Below are 17100 nucleotides of genomic sequence, written 5' to 3' on the forward strand. Positions count from 1 at the left end.
AATTTCAAGCATGACACCGGTGACTTGCTACGTCTATGGTGGGGGTATGCCGTCGCCGTGTCAAATACCCGATCCGCTCGCCGTCGTCGTCGCCGGAACCGCCGGCAGCGGCAAGAGCACGCTCGGGCGGGCGATCGCCGAGACCCTGCGCGCGCCGCTCGTCGACCTCGACAGCGTGACCACGCCGTTGCTCGACGCGCTGCCCGAAGAGGTGCTGGGCGCGCACTGGCTCACCTCGACGCACGCCCCCGCGATCCGCGCCGGGCGCTACGCCGCCCTCCGGGCCACCGCCGCCGACGCCCTGGCCACGGCCGGCCGCGTGGTGGTCGTCGCCCCCTTCACCGCGGAGCTTTCGGGCGGCACCGAGTGGGACGCGCTGGTCGCCGCCCTCGCCCCCGCCGATCCCCACGTCGTGCACGTCGACGGAGACCCCGCCGTACTGGCATCCCGTCGCTCCTCGCGCGGGGCCTCTCGCGACGCGCACCGCCCCGACACCGCCCCCGTGGCCCCCTCGATCCCGGTCACCGCCGTCGATGCCGAGCTGTCGACGGCGCAGCAGCTGGCCCGCGTCCTGCCGTCGCTGGGGATCCGGCGGCAGATCGATGCGGGCGCCGAGATCTTCACGCGCGAGTTCGACGCCGTGCTCTTCGACCTCGACGGCACGCTGGTGGACTCCACGGCATCCGTGGTGCGGTCATGGCGCCGTTTCGCCGAACACTTCGGTGTGTCCATGAAGGCCCTGCACGCCAATCACGGCCAGCCCGCGCGCACGCTCGTCGGCCTGTTGCTGCCCGCCGACCGCCACACCGAGGCGCTCGCCCACGTCACCGAGCTAGAGGTGACGGATGCCGTGGGCCTGGCGCCCGTCCGCGGCGCCGCCGTGTTCTTCGCGTCGGTGCCCGCCGAGCGCCGGGCGATCGTGACGTCGGGGTCGGTGCCGATCGCCACCGCCCGACTGGAAGCGGCCGGTTACGAGCGGCCCGCGGTGTTCGTCACGGTCGACGACGTCGAGAACGGCAAGCCTCACCCCGAGCCGTTCCTCACGGCCGCGACACGCCTCGGTGTCCCCCCGGGGCGCTGCCTCGTCGTCGAGGATGCGCCCGCCGGCATCGCCGCGGCCCGCGCGGCGGGGTGCGCCGTCCTCGCCCTGACCGGCACGACGACCGAGGATGAGCTGAGTGCCGACCTCGTGGTGGACGGACTGGATGCCGTGCGCCTCGAGGTCGCGGCATCCGGGGCGCTGCGACTGGTGCCGGCCTGAGCCGGTGCGAAGAGGCCGCCGTTACGACAGCGACGAGGGCCGGCGGATGACTCCGCCGACCCTCGGATGAGCCGCTGTCAGGAGGCGGCGACGATGATGTCGAACGTGGTGCGCTGTCCGTCGGCGCCGGCGATCCACCCCTTGGTGGTGCCGACCTTCTCGCCGGAGAATGCGGCGTTGAACGAGGCGTCGTCGTCGGTGGCGCCGGTGGTGGCCGCGTCGAACGTGGCCACGGCGTTGTCTTCGGTGCCGCCGGTGCCGGTGAACCTGCCGCCGTTCTCGGTGTCGAGCACGACGATCAGCGACTGACCCGGCGCCAGCGTCACGGGGCCCTTGGCGAGATCGGCGGAAGTGAGGAACAGCGGGGCGGGCTGACCGTCGAGCACGATGCCCTGTTCGTTGTCGGGGGTCACGTCTTCATCCTGGCTCGGGGTGGGGACACCGTCGATGAAGGTGTCGTCCTGCGGGGCGGGGACGCCGTCGATGAAGGTGCTCTGATCGGAGGCGGGGGTTGCCTGGGCGGCGGCGTAGGCGGCGGCACCGCGGTGCTGATCAGGCCCACGGCGAGGATCGACGCGGTCACGGCGGTGAGGGTTCGAATGCGCATGAGCTGCACCTTTCGGTCGGTATGCCGCGCCCCGCCCCTGGTGGACGAGTGATGATCGCGGCCTGTACCGAGGGAATGGCCGTGACCGCGATCCGTCTTTCACGATCCGCGAGAAAACTTCCTGGAGGTTTCCTGGGAACGGTCGGCGAGAGCCGAGGGCGCCTGCGGGTGCGCTTCGTCCGCCGTGAAAGAAACCGCCGCGGCCGGACATGATGAAGGTGTGCAGCCTTTCTCTCCGGACCGCTCTCGTGCGTACGAGTCGCTCGTACGCACGCACGGTGACGCCGTTCTGCGATTTCTGCGACGACGCACCGAGCCGCAGACCGCCGAAGACGTCTTCTCCGAGACCATGCTCGTCCTCTGGCGGCGCTTCGACGATGTGCCCGATGAGCCCCTGCCCTGGCTGTACGTCACCGCGCGCAATTGTCTGCGCACCGCCGAACGGTCGACACGGCGCCAGTGGCGCGTCGTCGAGAAGATCACGACCATCGACCCACCCGCCGACGCCGTCGATGCCGGGCCCGAGGAAGATCCCCGAGCGGGCTGCCTGCGAAACGCCCTGGCCCGACTCTCCACGACCGACGCGGAAGTGCTGCGCCTGTGGGCATGGGAAGAGCTCGCACCCCCCGAGATCGCGACGGTCCTCGACATCTCCGTCAACGCCGCCACCATCCGCCTGCATCGAGCCAAGAAGAAGCTCAGACAGGAAATGGACCGACCCCACCGCCCCACCACCACGAAAGGAGGAGACCGATGAACGACGACGACCTGAGAGCACTGCTCCGCGACGCAGACCCCGGCCGCGGGCAGCAGCCCCTCGATGATGCACGTATCCGGCGCATCGTCGCCGCTGCGGAGCGCGACGGTCTCGGCGGCACCGGCGCACCGGCCCCCCGGCGTCGGCGTCGCCTGTTCGCCGGAGCCTCCATCGGAGCCGCCGCGACCGCTGCCGCCGGCCTGCTCATCGCCGGCCTCGTCGCCACGCCCGCCGTGCAAGCCCCCGGACCCTCCGAGACCTCTGCGTCCTGCGCGCCCACGAGCGTCGAGAGCCTGCGCGACTCCGACACCGCCTACGAGGCCACCGCGATCACCGTCGTCGGCGACGACGTCACCCTCGAGGTGACCCGGGTGTTCGCCGGATCCCCCGGACGCACGCTGACCGTTCCCCAGCAGCACGATCCCGCCAATCCCGACGGCGCAGGTCTGTTCGTGGCCGGAGAGTCGTACCTCATCGCCTCCGCCGATGAGTACATCTCCGACTGCGACAGCGGCCCGGCTACAGACGCGCTCCGCCAGATCTACGCCCGGGCATTCCCCTCGCCGACGACGAGGTGACCCGTGTCGCGTCGCGGCATGCCCTCTCACGTCCGTCGGGGGGCCCGGCCGGCCGCAAATGCTACCGGTATCCGTCGTAAACACCAGGGGCCGTTTCTCGTCAGGGGCTTTTCCTACCGTTTGGGGACGCACTCGCCCCGACCTGAGGAAAATCATGTCCCGCAACATCGGCTACGCCACCCCTGACAAGAACACCCCCCTGGCGCCCTTCACCTTCGACCGCCGCGAGGTGGGCCCCGAAGACGTGCGCATCGACATCGCCTACTGCGGCGTCTGCCACTCCGACGTGCACCAGGCGCGCGACGAGTTCGGCGGCGCCCTCGCGACGCTCTGGCCCTGCCTCCCGGGGCACGAGATCGCCGGAACCGTCGCCGAGGTGGGCTCCGCGGTGACCCGTTACGCCGTCGGCGACCGCGTGGGCGTCGGCTGCCTCGTCTATTGGGGCGACGAGTCCCAGCGCGGCGTGGACGAGGAGCAGTACCAGAACCCGCCCGCGATCTTCACGTACAACGGCCAGGATCCCGACACCGGGAACGTCACCCTCGGCGGCTACTCCGACGAGATCGTCGTCAACGAGCACTTCGTGCTGCGCATCCCCGATGCCATCCCGCTCGAGCAGGCGGCTCCGCTGCTGTGCGCGGGGGTCACGACGTGGTCGCCGCTGGCGCACTGGAACATCGGTCCCGGCAGCGTCGTCGCCGTCGCCGGCCTCGGCGGGCTCGGCCACCTCGCCGTGCAGCTGGCGAAGGCGCGCGGCGCCGACCGCGTGATCGCGCTGACCACCAGCCCCGACAAGGCCGACGCCGTGCGGGCCCTCGGCGCCGACGACGTGATCGACATGACCGACGAGGATGCCGTCGAGGCCCACGCCTCGAGCATCGACTTCGTCCTGTCGACCATCCCGACGCCGTTCGACATGAAGCCCTACCTGTCGCTCATCCGCCACGACGGTGCGCTGGTGACGGTCGGCATGCTCGAGCCCATCCACGAGGAGGGCATCGACTTCGGCTTCGTCTCGATGAACCGCATCACGATCGCCGGCTCGCTGATCGGCAGCATCGCCGAGACGCAGGAAGTGCTCGACTTCGCCGCCGAGCACGGCATCGCCGCCGAGGTGAAGGTCATCCCCGTGCAGCAGGTGAACGAGGCCTTCGACGAGATGGTCGCCAACGACATCCGCTTCCGCTTCGTGATCGACAGCAGCACCCTGGATGCCGACCGCGACAGCGCCGCGGAGCTGCCCGCCTCGCAGTGAGCGACGAGAGGGGACGCGCCCGTTCGAGCGCGTCCCCTCACCGCGTCGCCTTCTCCAGCAGCTCCAGCACGTGCACGTACGACTCCCCTGTCGCCTTGGTCATGCCCAGCTCGCAGGTGCGGTTGCACGACGCGAAGGCGTCCGCGCCCCACGCGGCGACCTCCGACGCCTCGGGGGCGGTCGCGGCCTCCGTCAACTCGGGGTGCAGCATGCCGCGGTCCCCCGCGTAGGCACAGCAGCCCCACGCATCGGGAACACGCACCTCGGATGCCACCACCTCGCCGATCGCGCGGAGGGCGGGGTCGATGCCGAGTTGCTTCGAGGAGCACGTCGGGTGCAGCGCCAGGAGCTCCGCCACCGGGGTCGGCGACAGCACGGGCAGCAGCTCGGCGGCGGCGAAGGCCACGGCATCCACCACTCGGATGCCGTCCTCGCGCAGCGTCGCCGCGAACCCCTCGGTGCAGCTCGACGCGTCGCACACGACCGGCAGTGCACCGTCGCGGGTGGCCTCGCGGACGGCGGCACGCACGCGGGCCGACATGGTGGCGTGGCCCTTCGCATAGCCCTTGGACGACCACGGCGTCCCGCAGCACAACGCGTCGATGCCGTCGGGCACGACCGCCGCGACCCCGGCGCGCTCTAGAAGCCGGACGAAGGCCGCCGTCGCGCCGATGCCCTCGGCCGGACCGAACATGCTGCCCACGCACGCGGGGAGGAACACCGCCGCGGGCTCCACACCCACCGCGCCGACCCGCGCGCCCAGAGACCGCCGAGACGACCCGCCGGCGGGCAGCTCCGCCGAGTACCGCGGCACCGTGTCGGTGCCGAGCACCGCGCGGGCGGCATCCGTCGCCGTCCGGACGAGCGGGAGCGGCACCTTGTCGGCGACCGTGAGGGCGACAGACCCCGCCCGCGTCACCGCCCCCCATCCCGCCGCCGCGGCCGACCATCCGGCGGCGAGCACGGGATTGGCATCCTCCCGCCGGAAGCGCTTCATAAGCGTCCCGGTGTTAATGAGCACCGGGCATGCCGTCTGGCACATCCCGTCGACGGCGCAGGTCTGCACGCCGTCGTAGTCGTAGTCCTTCTCCAGCTCCGCGACGAGGGCGCCGTCGCCGCGCTCGCGGGCCGCGGTCGAGGCGCGTCGCACCACGATGCGCTGGCGCGGCGTGAGGGTGAGCGATCGGCTCGGGCATACCGGCTCGCAGTACCCGCACTCCACGCACCGGTCGGCCTCGGGCTCGATCGACACCGGCGCCTTCAAGTGGCGCATGTGCGCGCCGGGGTCGTCGTCGACGATCACGCCCGGATTCAGGATGCCGCGCGGATCGAGCAGACGCTTCAGCCCCACGATCACCTCGTACAGCTCGTCGCCGTACTGCCGGCGCACATAGGGGGCCATCGCCCGACCCGTGCCGTGCTCGGCCTTGAGGTTGCCCCCCGCCTCCAGCACGAGGTCGACCATCGCGTCGGTGAAGCCCTCGAAACGGCCGAGAGCCTTGGCGCCCTCGAACCGGTCGGTGAGCATGAAGTGGATGTTGCCGTCCTTGGCGTGGCCGAAGATGACGCTGTCGGCATAGCCGAAACGCGCGAACAGCTCCTGCAGCCCCTCGCAGGTGTCGGCGAGACGTTCGACCGGCACGACCACGTCTTCGAGCAGAGCCGTCGTGCCGCTCGGCCGGGCACCGGCGACCGAGGCGTACAGGCCCTTGCGGAAGGTCCAGGCGGCGGCCCGTTGCACGGGGTCGCTCGAGAACACGGCCGCGTCGAGCAGGGGCTCCTCGGCGAGCACGCGCGCGCCCGCGCCGGCGAGCTCCCTCAGCGCGGGAGCATCGTCGGCGTGGTACTCCACCAGCAGGGCCGCCTGCGTGGTCGCCTCGAATCCGTGAATGGCGGCGGGCGTCCCGGCCAGGCGCTGTCCGACGCGGAGCGAAGTGGCATCCATCAGCTCCAACGTCGCCGCGCCCGTCGCCACCAGCGCCGGCAGGGACCGGGTCGCCGCGTCGAGAGTCGGGAACACCGCGAGGGTGGTGGCGATCGCGGGACGGATCGGCACGGTGCGGAAGGTCGCCTCGGCGACGAACGCGAGCGTCCCCTCCGACCCCACGACCAGATGCGCGAGCAGCGCCGCGGGCGTATCGAAGTCGAGGAAGGCGTTGAGGGCGTAGCCCATGGTGTTCTTCATCGCGAACTGCCGCTCGATGAGGGCGACGCTCGCCGGGTTGCTCACGACCCGCTCCCGCAGACGCATCAAGCCCTCGACGAGGGCCGGCTCACGCTCGCGCAGCAGGGCGTCGGCGTCGGGCTCCGCGGTGTCGACGACGGTCCCCGAGGCCAGCACGAGCACGAGCCCCTCGAGCGTGCGGTACGAGCTCTCGACGGTTCCGCACGCCATGCCGCTGGAGTTGTTCGCGACGACTCCGCCGATGGTGCACGCGGCCTCGCTCGCCGGGTCGGGACCGAGACGGTGGCCGTGCCGCAGCAGCCACGCGTTGACCTGACGCACGGTCGCCCCGGGCTGCGAGCGCACGCGCCGGCCGCCGTCGAGCACGTCGATGCGCCCGAAGCCCTGGCGCACGTCGACGAGGAGCCCGGTACCCGACGACTGCCCCGACAGGCTCGTGCCGCCGGAGCGGAAGGTCACGGGGGTTCCCGACTCCGTGGCTGCGCGCAGCACCCCGGCGACCTCCGCCGCGTCGGCGGCGACGACGACGGCATCCGGGGTCAGTAGATAGTGCGAGGCGTCGTTGGCGTAGGCGACGCGGTCGATCGCGCGCGTGCGGATGCGCGAGACGTCGGCGACGGCCGCGGCGATCTCGGGAGCGATCTCGGGGGTGGCGAGGGTCATGCGTCGTCCTTCGAACGGTGCGACAGGGACATCACTCCTCGCCCTCCGGGGTGAGGACCCGCGTCAGGTCCGGATCGGTTTCGACGAGAGCCCGGATGCCGTGCGGCGGTCCCGCGACCAGGGTCGAGGCGTGCGCGACGGCGTGCGCTCCCCACTCGGCCGCCGACGCGGCGGCGACGGCGAGGGGGTCGTCTCCCGCGGCGGTGGCGGTGGCTTCGCGCGTCAGCCCGAGGAGGAAGCCGGCGAGGGCGGCATCGCCCGCTCCCGCGGTGTTGGCGACGAAGGGGGCATCGGCCCGCGCGAACACGGCGCGGTCGGCGGTCACGGCGACGAGCCCGTCGGCGCCGAGGCTCGCGAGCACCGTGGTGACACCGCGCTCGACGGTCTCCCGGGCGGCGGCGATGACCTCGCCGAGTGTGGCGAGGGGGCGCCCCACCGCGGCGGACAGCTCTTCGGCGTTCGGGGTGAGCAGGTCGATGCCCGCGGGCTCGGCGAGGAGCGCGTCGAGCGCCGGCCCGCTCGTGTCGACCGCGACCCGCGCACCGTGTTCCTCAGCGGCCGCGCGGACGGCTGCCAGCTCGACCAGCTCTTCGGATCCGGAGAGCTTCGGCAGGCTCCCCGAGATCACGAGCCACGTGGCGGTCTGGAGCGCCAGCTCTTCGCGCAGCGCCGCGAGCGTGGCCGCCCAGGCCCCCGACGACAGCGGCGGGGTGGGCGCGTTGACCTTGGTGGTCGCCCCCTCGGCGTCGATGATCGAGGTGTTCACGCGGGTGGCGCCGGGCACTTCGACGATGCGCAGCAGCGGGGCGGTGAGTCCGCACCGGGCGAAGCGCACGTCGTCGGCACCGAGCACGACCACGGCGGCGGTGCGGGCTCCTCCCGCGGCGAGGGCGGCCGAAACGTTGACGCCCTTGCCGCTCACCTCGCGGGTGTAGCTGTCGGCGCGGGCGAAAGCACCGCGGCGCAGGGTGCCGACGCGGTACGTGGCATCGATCGCCCCCGCGGCGGTCAGCGTGACGATGCCGCTCACGCGCGGATCCCCGCGGCGCCGAGACCGGTGCCGTCGACGCCGGTCGCGACGCGCCCGGTGATGACGTCGAGCAGGCGCCGCACCTCCGCGGCGACCGCCGCGCGCCCCGGGGCGAGCCAGCGGCGGGGGTCGATGGCATCCGGATCCCGCTCGAGCTCGTCGCGCACGGCCGCGGTCAGCACGGTGTTCAGGTGCGTGCCGATGTTGATCTTGCGCATGCCCGCGCGCACGGCGCCGTCGATCCCGGCGTCGGCGACCCCGCTGGAGCCGTGCAGGACGAGAGGCACGGGCAGAGCCGCGGCGAGTTCCGCGATGAGGGTCTCATCGAGCAGGGCGCTGCGTTCGCGCATCGCGTGCTCGCTGCCCACGGCCACGGCCAGGGCGTCGACCCCGGTGGCCTCGACGAATCGCGCGGCCTCGGCGACGTCGGTCCGTACGCCCGGGGCGTGGGCGCCCTTGCCGCCGATCTCGCCGAGCTCGGCCTCGACCCAGGCTCCCGCGGCGTGCGCACGGGCGGCGACGGCGGCGGTGCGCTCGAGGTTCTCGGCATCCGTCAGATGGGCGGCGTCGAACATCACCGACCGGATCCCGACCGTCAACGCCTCGTCGACGAGCGGCTCGTCGGTGGCGTGGTCGAGGTGCACGACGACCGGCACGGACGCGGCGTCGGCCAGTCGCAGAGCGGCGGCTCCCGCGGGACCGATGCCGCCGTGGAACGCGATGGCGTTCTGCGAGAGCTGGAGGATCACGCCCGCCCCGGCGGCCTCGGCCCCGGCGACGATGGCCTCGGCGACCTCGAGGGTGATGAAGTTGAAGGCTCCGACCGCGCGGTGCGCGGCGAGCAGTTCGGGCATGGCGGCCAGCGGCACGGCGGTCTCTCTCTCGGGTCGCCCCTCCGCGTGAGGGGTCGTTCTCTGTCGCCTGGGACATCCCGCGGCGACAGTTCTCGGCCCCTCACGACAGGACGAGGGGCCCGAACGTGAAGGTCTGGACAGCGAGGAGTCCTGACCCCCTGAGGCGTCTGACGGGGGGTGGATGCCGGGACCCCCGCGTCGGCGTGAGGGGCCCGGCATCCGGGTGAATCAGCAGCTGGACTTGTAGACCGCGTCCTTGCCGTCGGTGGTGATGTTGTCCTTCGTGAGGATGGTGAAGCCGGTCTGGATCTTCTCCTCCGTCGCCTCACCCTTCAGCGCGGCGATGGCCTGCTTGACGCCGTCTTCGCCGATGGTGGCGGGCTCCTGGGCGACGAGGGCCTGGACGGTGCCGGCTTCGAGGGCCTTGACCTGGGCGGGACCGGCGTCGAAGCCGACGATGGTGACCGCACCCTGCTTGCCGGCCTGCTGCACGCCGGTCGCGCTTCCCTCGGCGGCGAACAGGTTCGCGGCGAAGATGCCGACGATGTCGGGGTCCTTCTGCAGCGCCGCCGTCACGATCTCGGCGGCCGTCGACGGCTCGTTGTGCGAGTACTGCACACCCACCGACTCGAACTTGCTGTCCTTTGCGACGGCGTCTTCGAAGCCCTTCGCTCGGGCGTCTGTGGTCGAGATGCCGGGGTCGACCGACACGACGAGCACCTTGCCGCCGTTGGGGTTGGCATCCTGGATCGCCTTGAACGCGGCAGCCCCGCCGCCCTCGTTGTCGCTCGAGATCTGCGACACGGCACCCGAGGGGTCTTCCAGCGTCGTGTCGACGAGGACGACCTTGATCCCGGCAGCCTCGGCCGCCGCGATCGGCGCCTGCATGGCCGACACATCCGTGGGGGCGATCAGCAGGGCGTCGGGCTTGGAGGCGACGACGGCGTCGACGATGGGCTTCTGCAGGGTGGGGTCGAACTTCTCGGGGCCCTGGGTGGTGACGGTGGCGCCTTCTTTGGCGGCTTCGGACTGGATGCCGCACTGCATGGAGATGTAGAACTCATCTCCGGCGACGCCCTGCACGAACGCGATCTTGTACCCGCCGTCTCCGCCCGAGGCGGAGCCCGACGACGAGCCGCCGGAACACCCGGCGAGTACGAGGGTGGCTGCGGCGCCGAGGGTGGCGAACGCGAGAACCTTGTTGTTCCACTGCATTGTGATGACCGTTCTCTCTTGGTGGGGTTTCGGATGCCGGGCCTCAGCCGCGGCGTCCTCCGCTGACGAACTTGCGCCAGAGGCTCTGGGTGTTGCCGCGGGTCGCGGCGGTGCGACGCACCTGGTCGACGTAGACGGCGGTGATGAGCACCGCGCCCACCGCGACCTGCTGCCAGAAGGGCTGCACGCCGGTGATGACGAAGCCGTTCTGCAGGACGGCGGGGATGAAGAGGCCGACCACGGTGCCGAAGATCGTGCCCACGCCGCCGAACAGCGAGGTGCCACCGATCACGACGGCCGCGATCACGTTGAGGTTGGTCTGCGACTGACCGGCGATGGCGGTGGTCGAGAACTGCGACAGCGCCAGGATGCCGGCGAGACCCGCGAGAGCGCCCGACAGCGTGTAGACCGAGATCAGGTGGCGGTCGACCTTCACGCCCACGCGGCGGGCGGCCAGCTCGCTCGAGCCGACGGCGTAGGTGTAGAGCCCGAACTTCGTGAAGTGCAGCACGACGGCGCCGATCACCACGACCACGAGCGCGATGACGCTGATGATCGGGAGCGACCCGAAGACATTGCCGTAGCCGATCGAGACGGTGAGGACGGTGGGGACGTCGCGGATGTCGACGCCGCCGGTGAGGATCTGCGCGAGACCGAGCGCCATACCGAGCGAACCCAGCGTGACGATGAGCGGCGGGATCTTCGCCTTGGCGATGAGGAAGCCGTTCAACAGGCCCCAGCACACGCCGCTGAGGATCGAGACCAGGATGCCGACGGTCGCCACGCCCCAGCCCTCACCGCCGAGTGCGCGCATCGTCAGGGCCGAGACGACGCCCGAGAACACCAGCACCGAGCCGATCGAGAGATCGATGCCCGAGGTGATGATGATGTAGGTCATCCCGACGCCCAGGACCGCGAGGATCGAGGCGTTCTGGATGATGAGGCGGAAGTTCGACCACTGCGCGAACGAGTCCGGCGCCAGGGCGCTGAAGATCAGCACGATGACGATGAGGATGATCAGGATCTGGAAGGCCTGCGCCTTGAGCAGTCCCGTGAAGAAGCGGGGCTTGTTCTCCTCGAACGTGCCGATGGCCACGGTCTCGGTAGGGGGTGTCCGAGTACTCATTTGGAGTCGTCCTTCGTGACGGCGCCGGTCATGAGCCCGACGAGTTCTTCCATGGAGGTGTTCTTCGCGTCGACGTTCGCGACGCGGGTGCCCAGGCGCAGCACCTGGATGCGATCGCAGACCTCCATCACGTGCGGCATGGAGTGCGAGATCAGGACCACCGCGATGCCCTTGTCGCGCACGCGCCGGATGGTCTCGAGGACGTTCTTGGTCTGGCGCACACCGAGGGCGGCGGTCGGTTCGTCGAGGAAGACGAGGCGTCCGGCCCAGTGGACGGCGCGGGCGATCGCGATCGCCTGACGCTGACCGCCCGACATCTCCCCCACCGGCGAAGAGAGCGAGCGGACGGTGGCACCGAGCTCGTCGAACGCGGCCCGCGAGGCCACGGCCATGTCCTTCGTCTTCATGAACCCGAGGGCTCCGGCGAGGCCGGGGCGGCGGATCTCGCGGCCGAGGTACATGTTCTGCACGGGGTCGAGGTGGGGAGCGAGAGCGAGGTCCTGATAGACCGTCTCGATTCCCAGTGACGATGCGATCTGCGGGTTGCTCATCTCGATCGGCTTGCCGTCGAAGAGGATCTCGCCCTCGTCGACCGCGAGGTTGCCCGAGAGGGCCTTCACGAGGGTGGATTTGCCGGCGCCGTTGTCGCCGATCAACGCCGTGACCTCACCGGGGTAGACCTCGAAGTCCACGTTGTTGAGGGCTCGGACGTGACCGAACTGGCGCGAGAGACCGCGTGCTTGCAGCACCGGGACGGCCGTTGTGACTGACGACATCGTCAGCTCCTTTCGTTGGTGAGGATGAGGGACGAAGACAGGAAGGTCGAGGCGACCGTGTCGAACGGTTCCGTCGAGGCGGCGAAGGCGGCGAACAGCGCCGCCCCGTAGGCCGTGCCCTCGTCGTGGGTCGAGACGGTGACCTCGGGCAGCAGCGCCGAACGCGAGCGGACGACGGATGCCATGGTCGACCAGCCCCCGGTCAGCACCGTCGAGGTCGGCGGGGCCACCTCGCGGTCCATCGCCGCCATGCACTCGGCGAGCATGTCGTTGCCGTGGCGCAGGCTCGCCGCGAACAGTTCGGCGGGGCTGAGCCCGTCGCTCTGGGCGACGATCTTGAGAACACCGTCGTCGTTGCGAGCGCCCGAGACCTCGAGGCCCCCATCGGCGAGCGTTCCGTCGACGGGAAGGGCGAGGGCGGCCTCGTCGACGACCGCGCGGCCCGTGGCATCCGTGATCCCGAGCAGCTGGAGCACGCGACGCATGAGCAGACCCGACTTCGTGCCCGCGAGCAGCACGTACTTGCCCGGGATGACGTGGCGCACGCAGTTGATGCCGGCGTGGGCGAGGCGCTCGCGCGCGGCGAAGGGGAGGGTGTCGTCGAGCACGCGCACGAGGGCCTCGGCCGTACCCATGGAGTCGTAGAGCTGGCCGGTGTGCGTGGCTCCGACGGCGACGGCGGACACCAGGTGGTCGTGGCCGGCGATGGTGAGGACCGCGCCTCGGAAGCCCGCGGGCATCGTGTCGTCGGTCAGCACGCCGACGGCCTCTCCGGCGCTCACGCGCGCACCGAGGATCGACTCGTCGACGCCCAGCACGTCGAGGGCGGCCTGCCACGGGGTGCTGTCGTCCTGATCGATGAGACCGGTGCGCGAGACGAGCGAGTACTCGGCCACCCGCGGGCCGCCGAGGGCGTGCACGACGAACTCGGGGACGTTGAGGAACGTCGTCCCCGCGAGCTCGATCCCGCTGTCGCGCAGGTGCAGGAGTTTGGCGATGGAGGCCAGCGGCCCCACCGGCAAGCCGGTACGACCGGGGAACTCGGCGCGGAACTCCTCGGGCGTCGCGACGATCTGGGCGGCCCCCCGCGGGTCGAACCAGGCCATGATCGGCGCGAGCGCGGTGCCTGCGGCATCCAGCAGCACCCCCGCCTCCGCCATGCCGGAGACGCCGAGCGCGAGGACGCGGTAGCCCTTACCCAGACGGGCGTCGGCCTCGGCGGCGAGCTCGCGAACGAGGGCGATCGCGCGGTGGGCGGGCATCTCGGCCCGACCGTGGTCGAGGTTGGTCCAGGGCGAGGGGCGGCTCACCACGAGCACCTGGCGACCCTCGGGGGTGGCGACGAGCAGCTTCGTACTGGTGCTGCCCATGTCGACGCCGACGACGTAGTCGCTCATCGCACCTCACCTCCGCGGAGGGTGCCGGGCCAGCCGGCGCCGGGAGCGGCGATCAGAACCTCGGCCTCGCCGGACAGGCGCCAGGCACCGAAGGCGTACGGCACGGCGTAGACCTGACCGCGCTCGATGTCTATCGATCCGGCGTCCGACACCAGCGCGCCGGATCCCTCGCGCACCAGCACCACTGTGAACCCGGCTTCGCGCGCCGCGGTCTCCCCCGCCGCGTCGAAGAGGCGGAAGTAGGGGTCGGCGACCGCGGGCAGGAGAGAGCGGAAGTCCGCCCCCGCCGGCGTCGTGCCCGTCGTGCTGATCAGGGCGCCGAGGGCCCCGGCATCCAGCTTCTGGGTCGAGACCGCGGGCATCACGGCGTCGAATCCGAGGTCGAGGTGCGACTCCTCGCGCGTCGAGGTCGTGACCGACCACTCCAGCAGGATCGAGAAGTCGGTGGGCTCCTGCACCTCGGCGACGAAGATGCCTCCGTCGATCGCGTGCACGGTGCCGGCGGGGACGAGAACACCCATGCCGGGGCGCACGACCACGCGGTTCATGCGCGAGAGCATCCACTCGCTGTCCTGCGCGTCGCGGCGACGGTCCAGCTCGTCGCGGTCGACGGTCTGGTTCCAGCCGACGTGCACGGCGCAGTCGTCCTCGGTCTCGAGCACGTACCAGGCCTCGGTCTTGCCGTACGGGCAGTCGAGGTGCGCGGTGGCGAACTCCCGACCCGGATGCACGTGGACGGGAAGCCGCTGCCGCGCGTCGAGGAGCTTGACCAGGATGCCGAGGTCGGCGGCATCCCGCCCCCCGCGCGCTCCCACCCACGAGGCGCGATCGGCGGTGACGAGGTCGCGCAGGAAGTCGCCGCCGTCGGTGACGGCGAGACCGACCGTGTCGGAGCCGAAGCGCGACACGGTCGATCCGAGCCACTCCTCGGGCTGCCGGTCGGTCTCGGGGACGATGCCCCGCAGCGCCGCGATGCGGTCGCCGCCGAGGTAGAAGTGCTGCACGGGATGGGGAGGCAGCAGGACGGGCTTCATGACGGGGCTCCCAGGGAGGCTGCGGCCGGGACGGCGACAGCGCCGGACGGCTCGGGGTGGACGAGGGCGACCGCCGCGGGCGACGTGCGCGCCGCGGTCACGGAATCGGACGGATGCAACGCCATCGGAGCGGATGCCGAGACGGGTCCGGTTCCGCCGCGCTCGACCGATCCGGCGAAGGGCACCTCGCCCGAACCGCGGGGCACGAGGCGCGTAGGCACGACCGTGCGGGTAGGGGCGTCGTCGGCGTGCAGAGCCAGGTGGCGCAGGCGCCGGAAGGCCGCCGCGCCGAGCAGACGGGGGTCGTGGTCGACGTAGGTGATGCCCGGTTCGAGCACCTCGGCGAGGGTGAAGTCGCCGAACGAGATGAGAGCCGGCATCCGGAGTCCGCGCGCACGGATCGCCCGAACGGTCGCGATCGCGGCGAGGCTCGTCGCGCACAGCAGGGCGGTGGGAGCGTCGGGGCGCCCGAGCAGGAGCGAGGCTTCGGCGGCCTCTCCCGCACGGAATCGCTCGTGGGTGACGACGAGCGAGGGATCGAACGCCACGCCCGCCGCCTCGAGCGCCGAACGGTACCCGGCGAGGCGGTCGCTGACCGTGGGGTACGGCACGTCCTCGCCCATGAAGGCGACGCGACGGTGGCCGTGCGAGAGCAGGGCGGCGGTGGCCTCGGCCGCGGCCCCGAAGTCGTCGATGACGATGGAGTCGATCCCGGAGCGCACGCGGTCGACGGTCACCACCGGGCAGCGGTGGCGCAGTCCCGCGAGGACCGCGGCGGGGACCGCGACCGGCGCCACGATGAGGCCGGCGAGACGGTGGCCGGTCAAGCGGTCGAGCTGGGCCGTCTCACGCGCCGCGTCGTAGCCGGTGCTGGCGAAGATTACGCTCAGGCCCTCGGCGATCGCGAGCTCTTCGACCACGCTCACGAAGGCGGCGAAGAACGGATCGCTGATCGCATCGATCAGGATGCCGATCGTGTCGGCCTCGCGACGCTTGAGCTCGCGGGCGCTGCGGTCGGGGACGAAGCCCAGGTCGCGCACCATCTGCAGCACGCGGTCGCGGGTTCCGGGCAGGACTCCGGCTTCGTCGTTGATGACGCGCGACACGGTCTTGGGGCTCACGCCCGCTGCCGTCGCGACGTCGATGAGCCGAGCGCGCGGGCGGGCCGTCGCGGCCTCGGCGACCGCGGTCGCGGTCCGTCGCTCATCGTGCGTCATCGCATCTCCGACATCGTTGTCATTCGGGAGGGAACCCTGGGGCGGGCCTCGATGGAGACAGCATGAGCCCGACGGGACAACGTTGTCAAGTCACGGATGGAGCTCAATGACATCGATGTCGAGACCGAGGTCCCACGATGCGCCCGGCGCGAGCGGACGCAGCAGTCCGCGCGCTCGCGCATCACCCCGACCCAGGATCGTCGGCGCCGTGGCCGGCTCCACCCCGAGCACCACCCCGTCCTCCTGAGCGACCCGCCACTGGAACATCCCCGGCAACCGGGCGGTGTCGAACGAGATCCGGATGCCGAGCCCCGACGCCGCGACCACCTCGGCGCTCACGCGGCGATCGGTCGGCAGTTCGTGCGCGAACACCTGCTCGGGATAGCGCGCCGACGGCTCGGGGAACTCCGCCCACGACGACAACCCCGCCTCCGCGGCGACGTCGCGCGCGCGCACGCTCTCCGCCGGCGAGCGCAGGACCGTGCCCGCGTCCACCAGCGGCCAGCCGAGGTTCACGTGGTACAGCACCATGGGTTCGACCTCGCGCGAGCCGCGGTTCACGATCTCGTCGCGCAGTTCGATGCGCCCCTCGCCGAGCGGGAGCCGCACGCTCCGCCGCAGCTCGAGGTGCGCACCGAGAACGGTCGCCTCGACCACCACGGCCTCGACGACCACGGCGTCATGCCCCGCCTCGGCCCGGACGACGGATGCCGAGAGTCCGCTGTAACGACCGTGCTGCGGATGCTCCCCCTCGACGTCGAACGACGGCGGGCCGAACGAGAGCAGCCCGCAGGTGGTTACGAGACCGCCGCCGAACGCCGCGCCGAAACCGCTCGCCCCCGGGCGCGGCCAACCGGTGGGCGAGACCCACGCCAGGGGCACGCCGCGGTGTCGCACCTGGCCGAGATCGAGCCCGCGGTCGGGAAGCAGCTCGACGTCCAGGTCGCCGGCGATGAGCCGCAGGCGCCGGGTTCCGGCATCCGGCCCATCCGTGCGCACCGACGCCTCCACGGCCGCCAGGGCCGTGGCAGAACCCACGCGCCGTCGCGCGCCTTCGATCGACCGCCCGTACAGCTCACCCATGAGCCCCGCCTTCCTCGCCGTGACGCAGCTCACGCTAGCAGTGATTGACAACGTTGTCTTGC

15 protein-coding genes are annotated in these 17100 nt (G+C 71.5%); 4 read left to right on the forward strand and 11 right to left on the reverse strand.

What is annotated here, in order from left to right; all coding sequences use genetic code 11:
• Positions 1-19 precede the first annotated feature (19 nt).
• Positions 20-1261: an HAD-IA family hydrolase gene (locus QE416_RS02645; RefSeq protein WP_307313250.1), complete on the forward strand. Its 1242-nt coding sequence runs from the start codon at positions 20-22 to the stop codon at positions 1259-1261.
• Positions 1262-1338: 77 nt separating this feature from the next.
• Here the strand turns inward: QE416_RS02645 and QE416_RS02650 are convergent, their stop codons facing one another.
• Positions 1339-1674: a hypothetical protein gene (locus QE416_RS02650; protein ID WP_307313253.1), complete on the reverse strand. Its 336-nt coding sequence runs from the start codon at positions 1672-1674 to the stop codon at positions 1339-1341.
• A gap of 414 nt (positions 1675-2088) precedes the next feature.
• Between QE416_RS02650 and QE416_RS02655 the strand changes: the two genes are divergently transcribed.
• The 3 genes from QE416_RS02655 (at position 2089) to QE416_RS02665 (ending at position 4458) form a co-directional block, all read left to right on the forward strand.
• Positions 2089-2625 (forward strand): RNA polymerase sigma factor, encoded by a 537-nt coding sequence (locus QE416_RS02655; protein WP_307313256.1) that lies wholly within the window; start codon positions 2089-2091, stop codon positions 2623-2625.
• On the forward strand, positions 2622-3203 hold the full coding sequence (locus tag QE416_RS02660; protein ID WP_307313258.1) for a hypothetical protein: 582 nt from the start codon (positions 2622-2624) through the stop codon (positions 3201-3203). The genes QE416_RS02655 and QE416_RS02660 overlap by 4 nt, the downstream gene beginning before the upstream one ends.
• A gap of 154 nt (positions 3204-3357) precedes the next feature.
• Positions 3358-4458, forward strand: a complete 1101-nt coding sequence (locus tag QE416_RS02665) for an NAD(P)-dependent alcohol dehydrogenase (protein ID WP_210072832.1) — start codon at positions 3358-3360, stop codon at positions 4456-4458.
• Positions 4459-4495: 37 nt separating this feature from the next.
• Here the strand turns inward: QE416_RS02665 and QE416_RS02670 are convergent, their stop codons facing one another.
• The 10 genes from QE416_RS02670 to QE416_RS02715 form a co-directional block, all read right to left on the reverse strand.
• Positions 4496-7306, reverse strand: coding sequence for an FAD-binding and (Fe-S)-binding domain-containing protein (locus QE416_RS02670; RefSeq protein WP_307313262.1), 2811 nt, complete (start codon positions 7304-7306; stop codon positions 4496-4498).
• Positions 7307-7337: 31 nt separating this feature from the next.
• Positions 7338-8336, reverse strand: a complete 999-nt coding sequence (locus QE416_RS02675; protein ID WP_307313264.1) for a 1-phosphofructokinase family hexose kinase — start codon at positions 8334-8336, stop codon at positions 7338-7340.
• On the reverse strand, positions 8333-9205 hold the full coding sequence (locus QE416_RS02680; RefSeq protein ID WP_307313268.1) for a class II fructose-bisphosphate aldolase: 873 nt from the start codon (positions 9203-9205) through the stop codon (positions 8333-8335). Before QE416_RS02680 ends, QE416_RS02675 begins: the two co-directional genes overlap by 4 nt.
• A gap of 213 nt (positions 9206-9418) precedes the next feature.
• A complete protein-coding gene (locus tag QE416_RS02685; protein WP_307313271.1) occupies positions 9419-10405 on the reverse strand; it encodes an ABC transporter substrate-binding protein in 987 nt (328 codons plus the stop codon).
• A 43-nt stretch (positions 10406-10448) separates the two neighbouring features.
• A complete protein-coding gene (locus tag QE416_RS02690) occupies positions 10449-11531 on the reverse strand; it encodes an ABC transporter permease (protein ID WP_307313273.1) in 1083 nt (360 codons plus the stop codon).
• Complete coding sequence (locus QE416_RS02695) at positions 11528-12307, reverse strand: ATP-binding cassette domain-containing protein (protein WP_210072821.1); 780 nt, start codon at positions 12305-12307, stop codon at positions 11528-11530. Before QE416_RS02695 ends, QE416_RS02690 begins: the two co-directional genes overlap by 4 nt.
• Positions 12308-12309: 2 nt before the next feature.
• On the reverse strand, positions 12310-13704 hold the full coding sequence (locus tag QE416_RS02700; RefSeq protein ID WP_307313276.1) for an L-fuculokinase: 1395 nt from the start codon (positions 13702-13704) through the stop codon (positions 12310-12312).
• Complete coding sequence (locus tag QE416_RS02705) at positions 13701-14738, reverse strand: class I mannose-6-phosphate isomerase (protein ID WP_307313279.1); 1038 nt, start codon at positions 14736-14738, stop codon at positions 13701-13703. The genes QE416_RS02700 and QE416_RS02705 overlap by 4 nt, the downstream gene beginning before the upstream one ends.
• Entirely contained in the window at positions 14735-15955 is a 1221-nt protein-coding gene (locus tag QE416_RS02710) for a LacI family DNA-binding transcriptional regulator (protein WP_307313281.1), read from the reverse strand. The genes QE416_RS02705 and QE416_RS02710 overlap by 4 nt, the downstream gene beginning before the upstream one ends.
• A 90-nt stretch (positions 15956-16045) precedes the next feature.
• Entirely contained in the window at positions 16046-17038 is a 993-nt protein-coding gene (locus QE416_RS02715) for an aldose 1-epimerase family protein (protein ID WP_307313282.1), read from the reverse strand.
• Positions 17039-17100: the final 62 nt, after the last annotated feature.

This window comes from Microbacterium sp. SORGH_AS_0421, assembly GCF_030818635.1.
Taxonomy (GTDB): domain Bacteria; phylum Actinomycetota; class Actinomycetes; order Actinomycetales; family Microbacteriaceae; genus Microbacterium.

What these genes read in the sequence shown, in the direction of transcription:
- QE416_RS02705 (WP_307313279.1), bottom strand. Translation starts at nt 14,738, where the DNA reads ATGAAGCCCGTCCTGCTGCCTCCCCATCCCGTGCAGCACTTCTACCTC.
- QE416_RS02690 (WP_307313273.1), bottom strand. Translation starts at nt 11,531, where the DNA reads ATGAGTACTCGGACACCCCCTACCGAGACCGTGGCCATCGGCACGTTC.
- QE416_RS02660 (WP_307313258.1), top strand. Translation starts at nt 2,622, where the DNA reads ATGAACGACGACGACCTGAGAGCACTGCTCCGCGACGCAGACCCCGGC.
- QE416_RS02665 (WP_210072832.1), top strand. Translation starts at nt 3,358, where the DNA reads ATGTCCCGCAACATCGGCTACGCCACCCCTGACAAGAACACCCCCCTG.
- QE416_RS02670 (WP_307313262.1), bottom strand. Translation starts at nt 7,306, where the DNA reads ATGACCCTCGCCACCCCCGAGATCGCTCCCGAGATCGCCGCGGCCGTC.
- QE416_RS02695 (WP_210072821.1), bottom strand. Translation starts at nt 12,307, where the DNA reads ATGTCGTCAGTCACAACGGCCGTCCCGGTGCTGCAAGCACGCGGTCTC.
- QE416_RS02685 (WP_307313271.1), bottom strand. Translation starts at nt 10,405, where the DNA reads ATGCAGTGGAACAACAAGGTTCTCGCGTTCGCCACCCTCGGCGCCGCA.
- QE416_RS02710 (WP_307313281.1), bottom strand. Translation starts at nt 15,955, where the DNA reads ATGACGCACGATGAGCGACGGACCGCGACCGCGGTCGCCGAGGCCGCG.
- QE416_RS02715 (WP_307313282.1), bottom strand. Translation starts at nt 17,038, where the DNA reads ATGGGTGAGCTGTACGGGCGGTCGATCGAAGGCGCGCGACGGCGCGTG.
- QE416_RS02700 (WP_307313276.1), bottom strand. Translation starts at nt 13,704, where the DNA reads ATGAGCGACTACGTCGTCGGCGTCGACATGGGCAGCACCAGTACGAAG.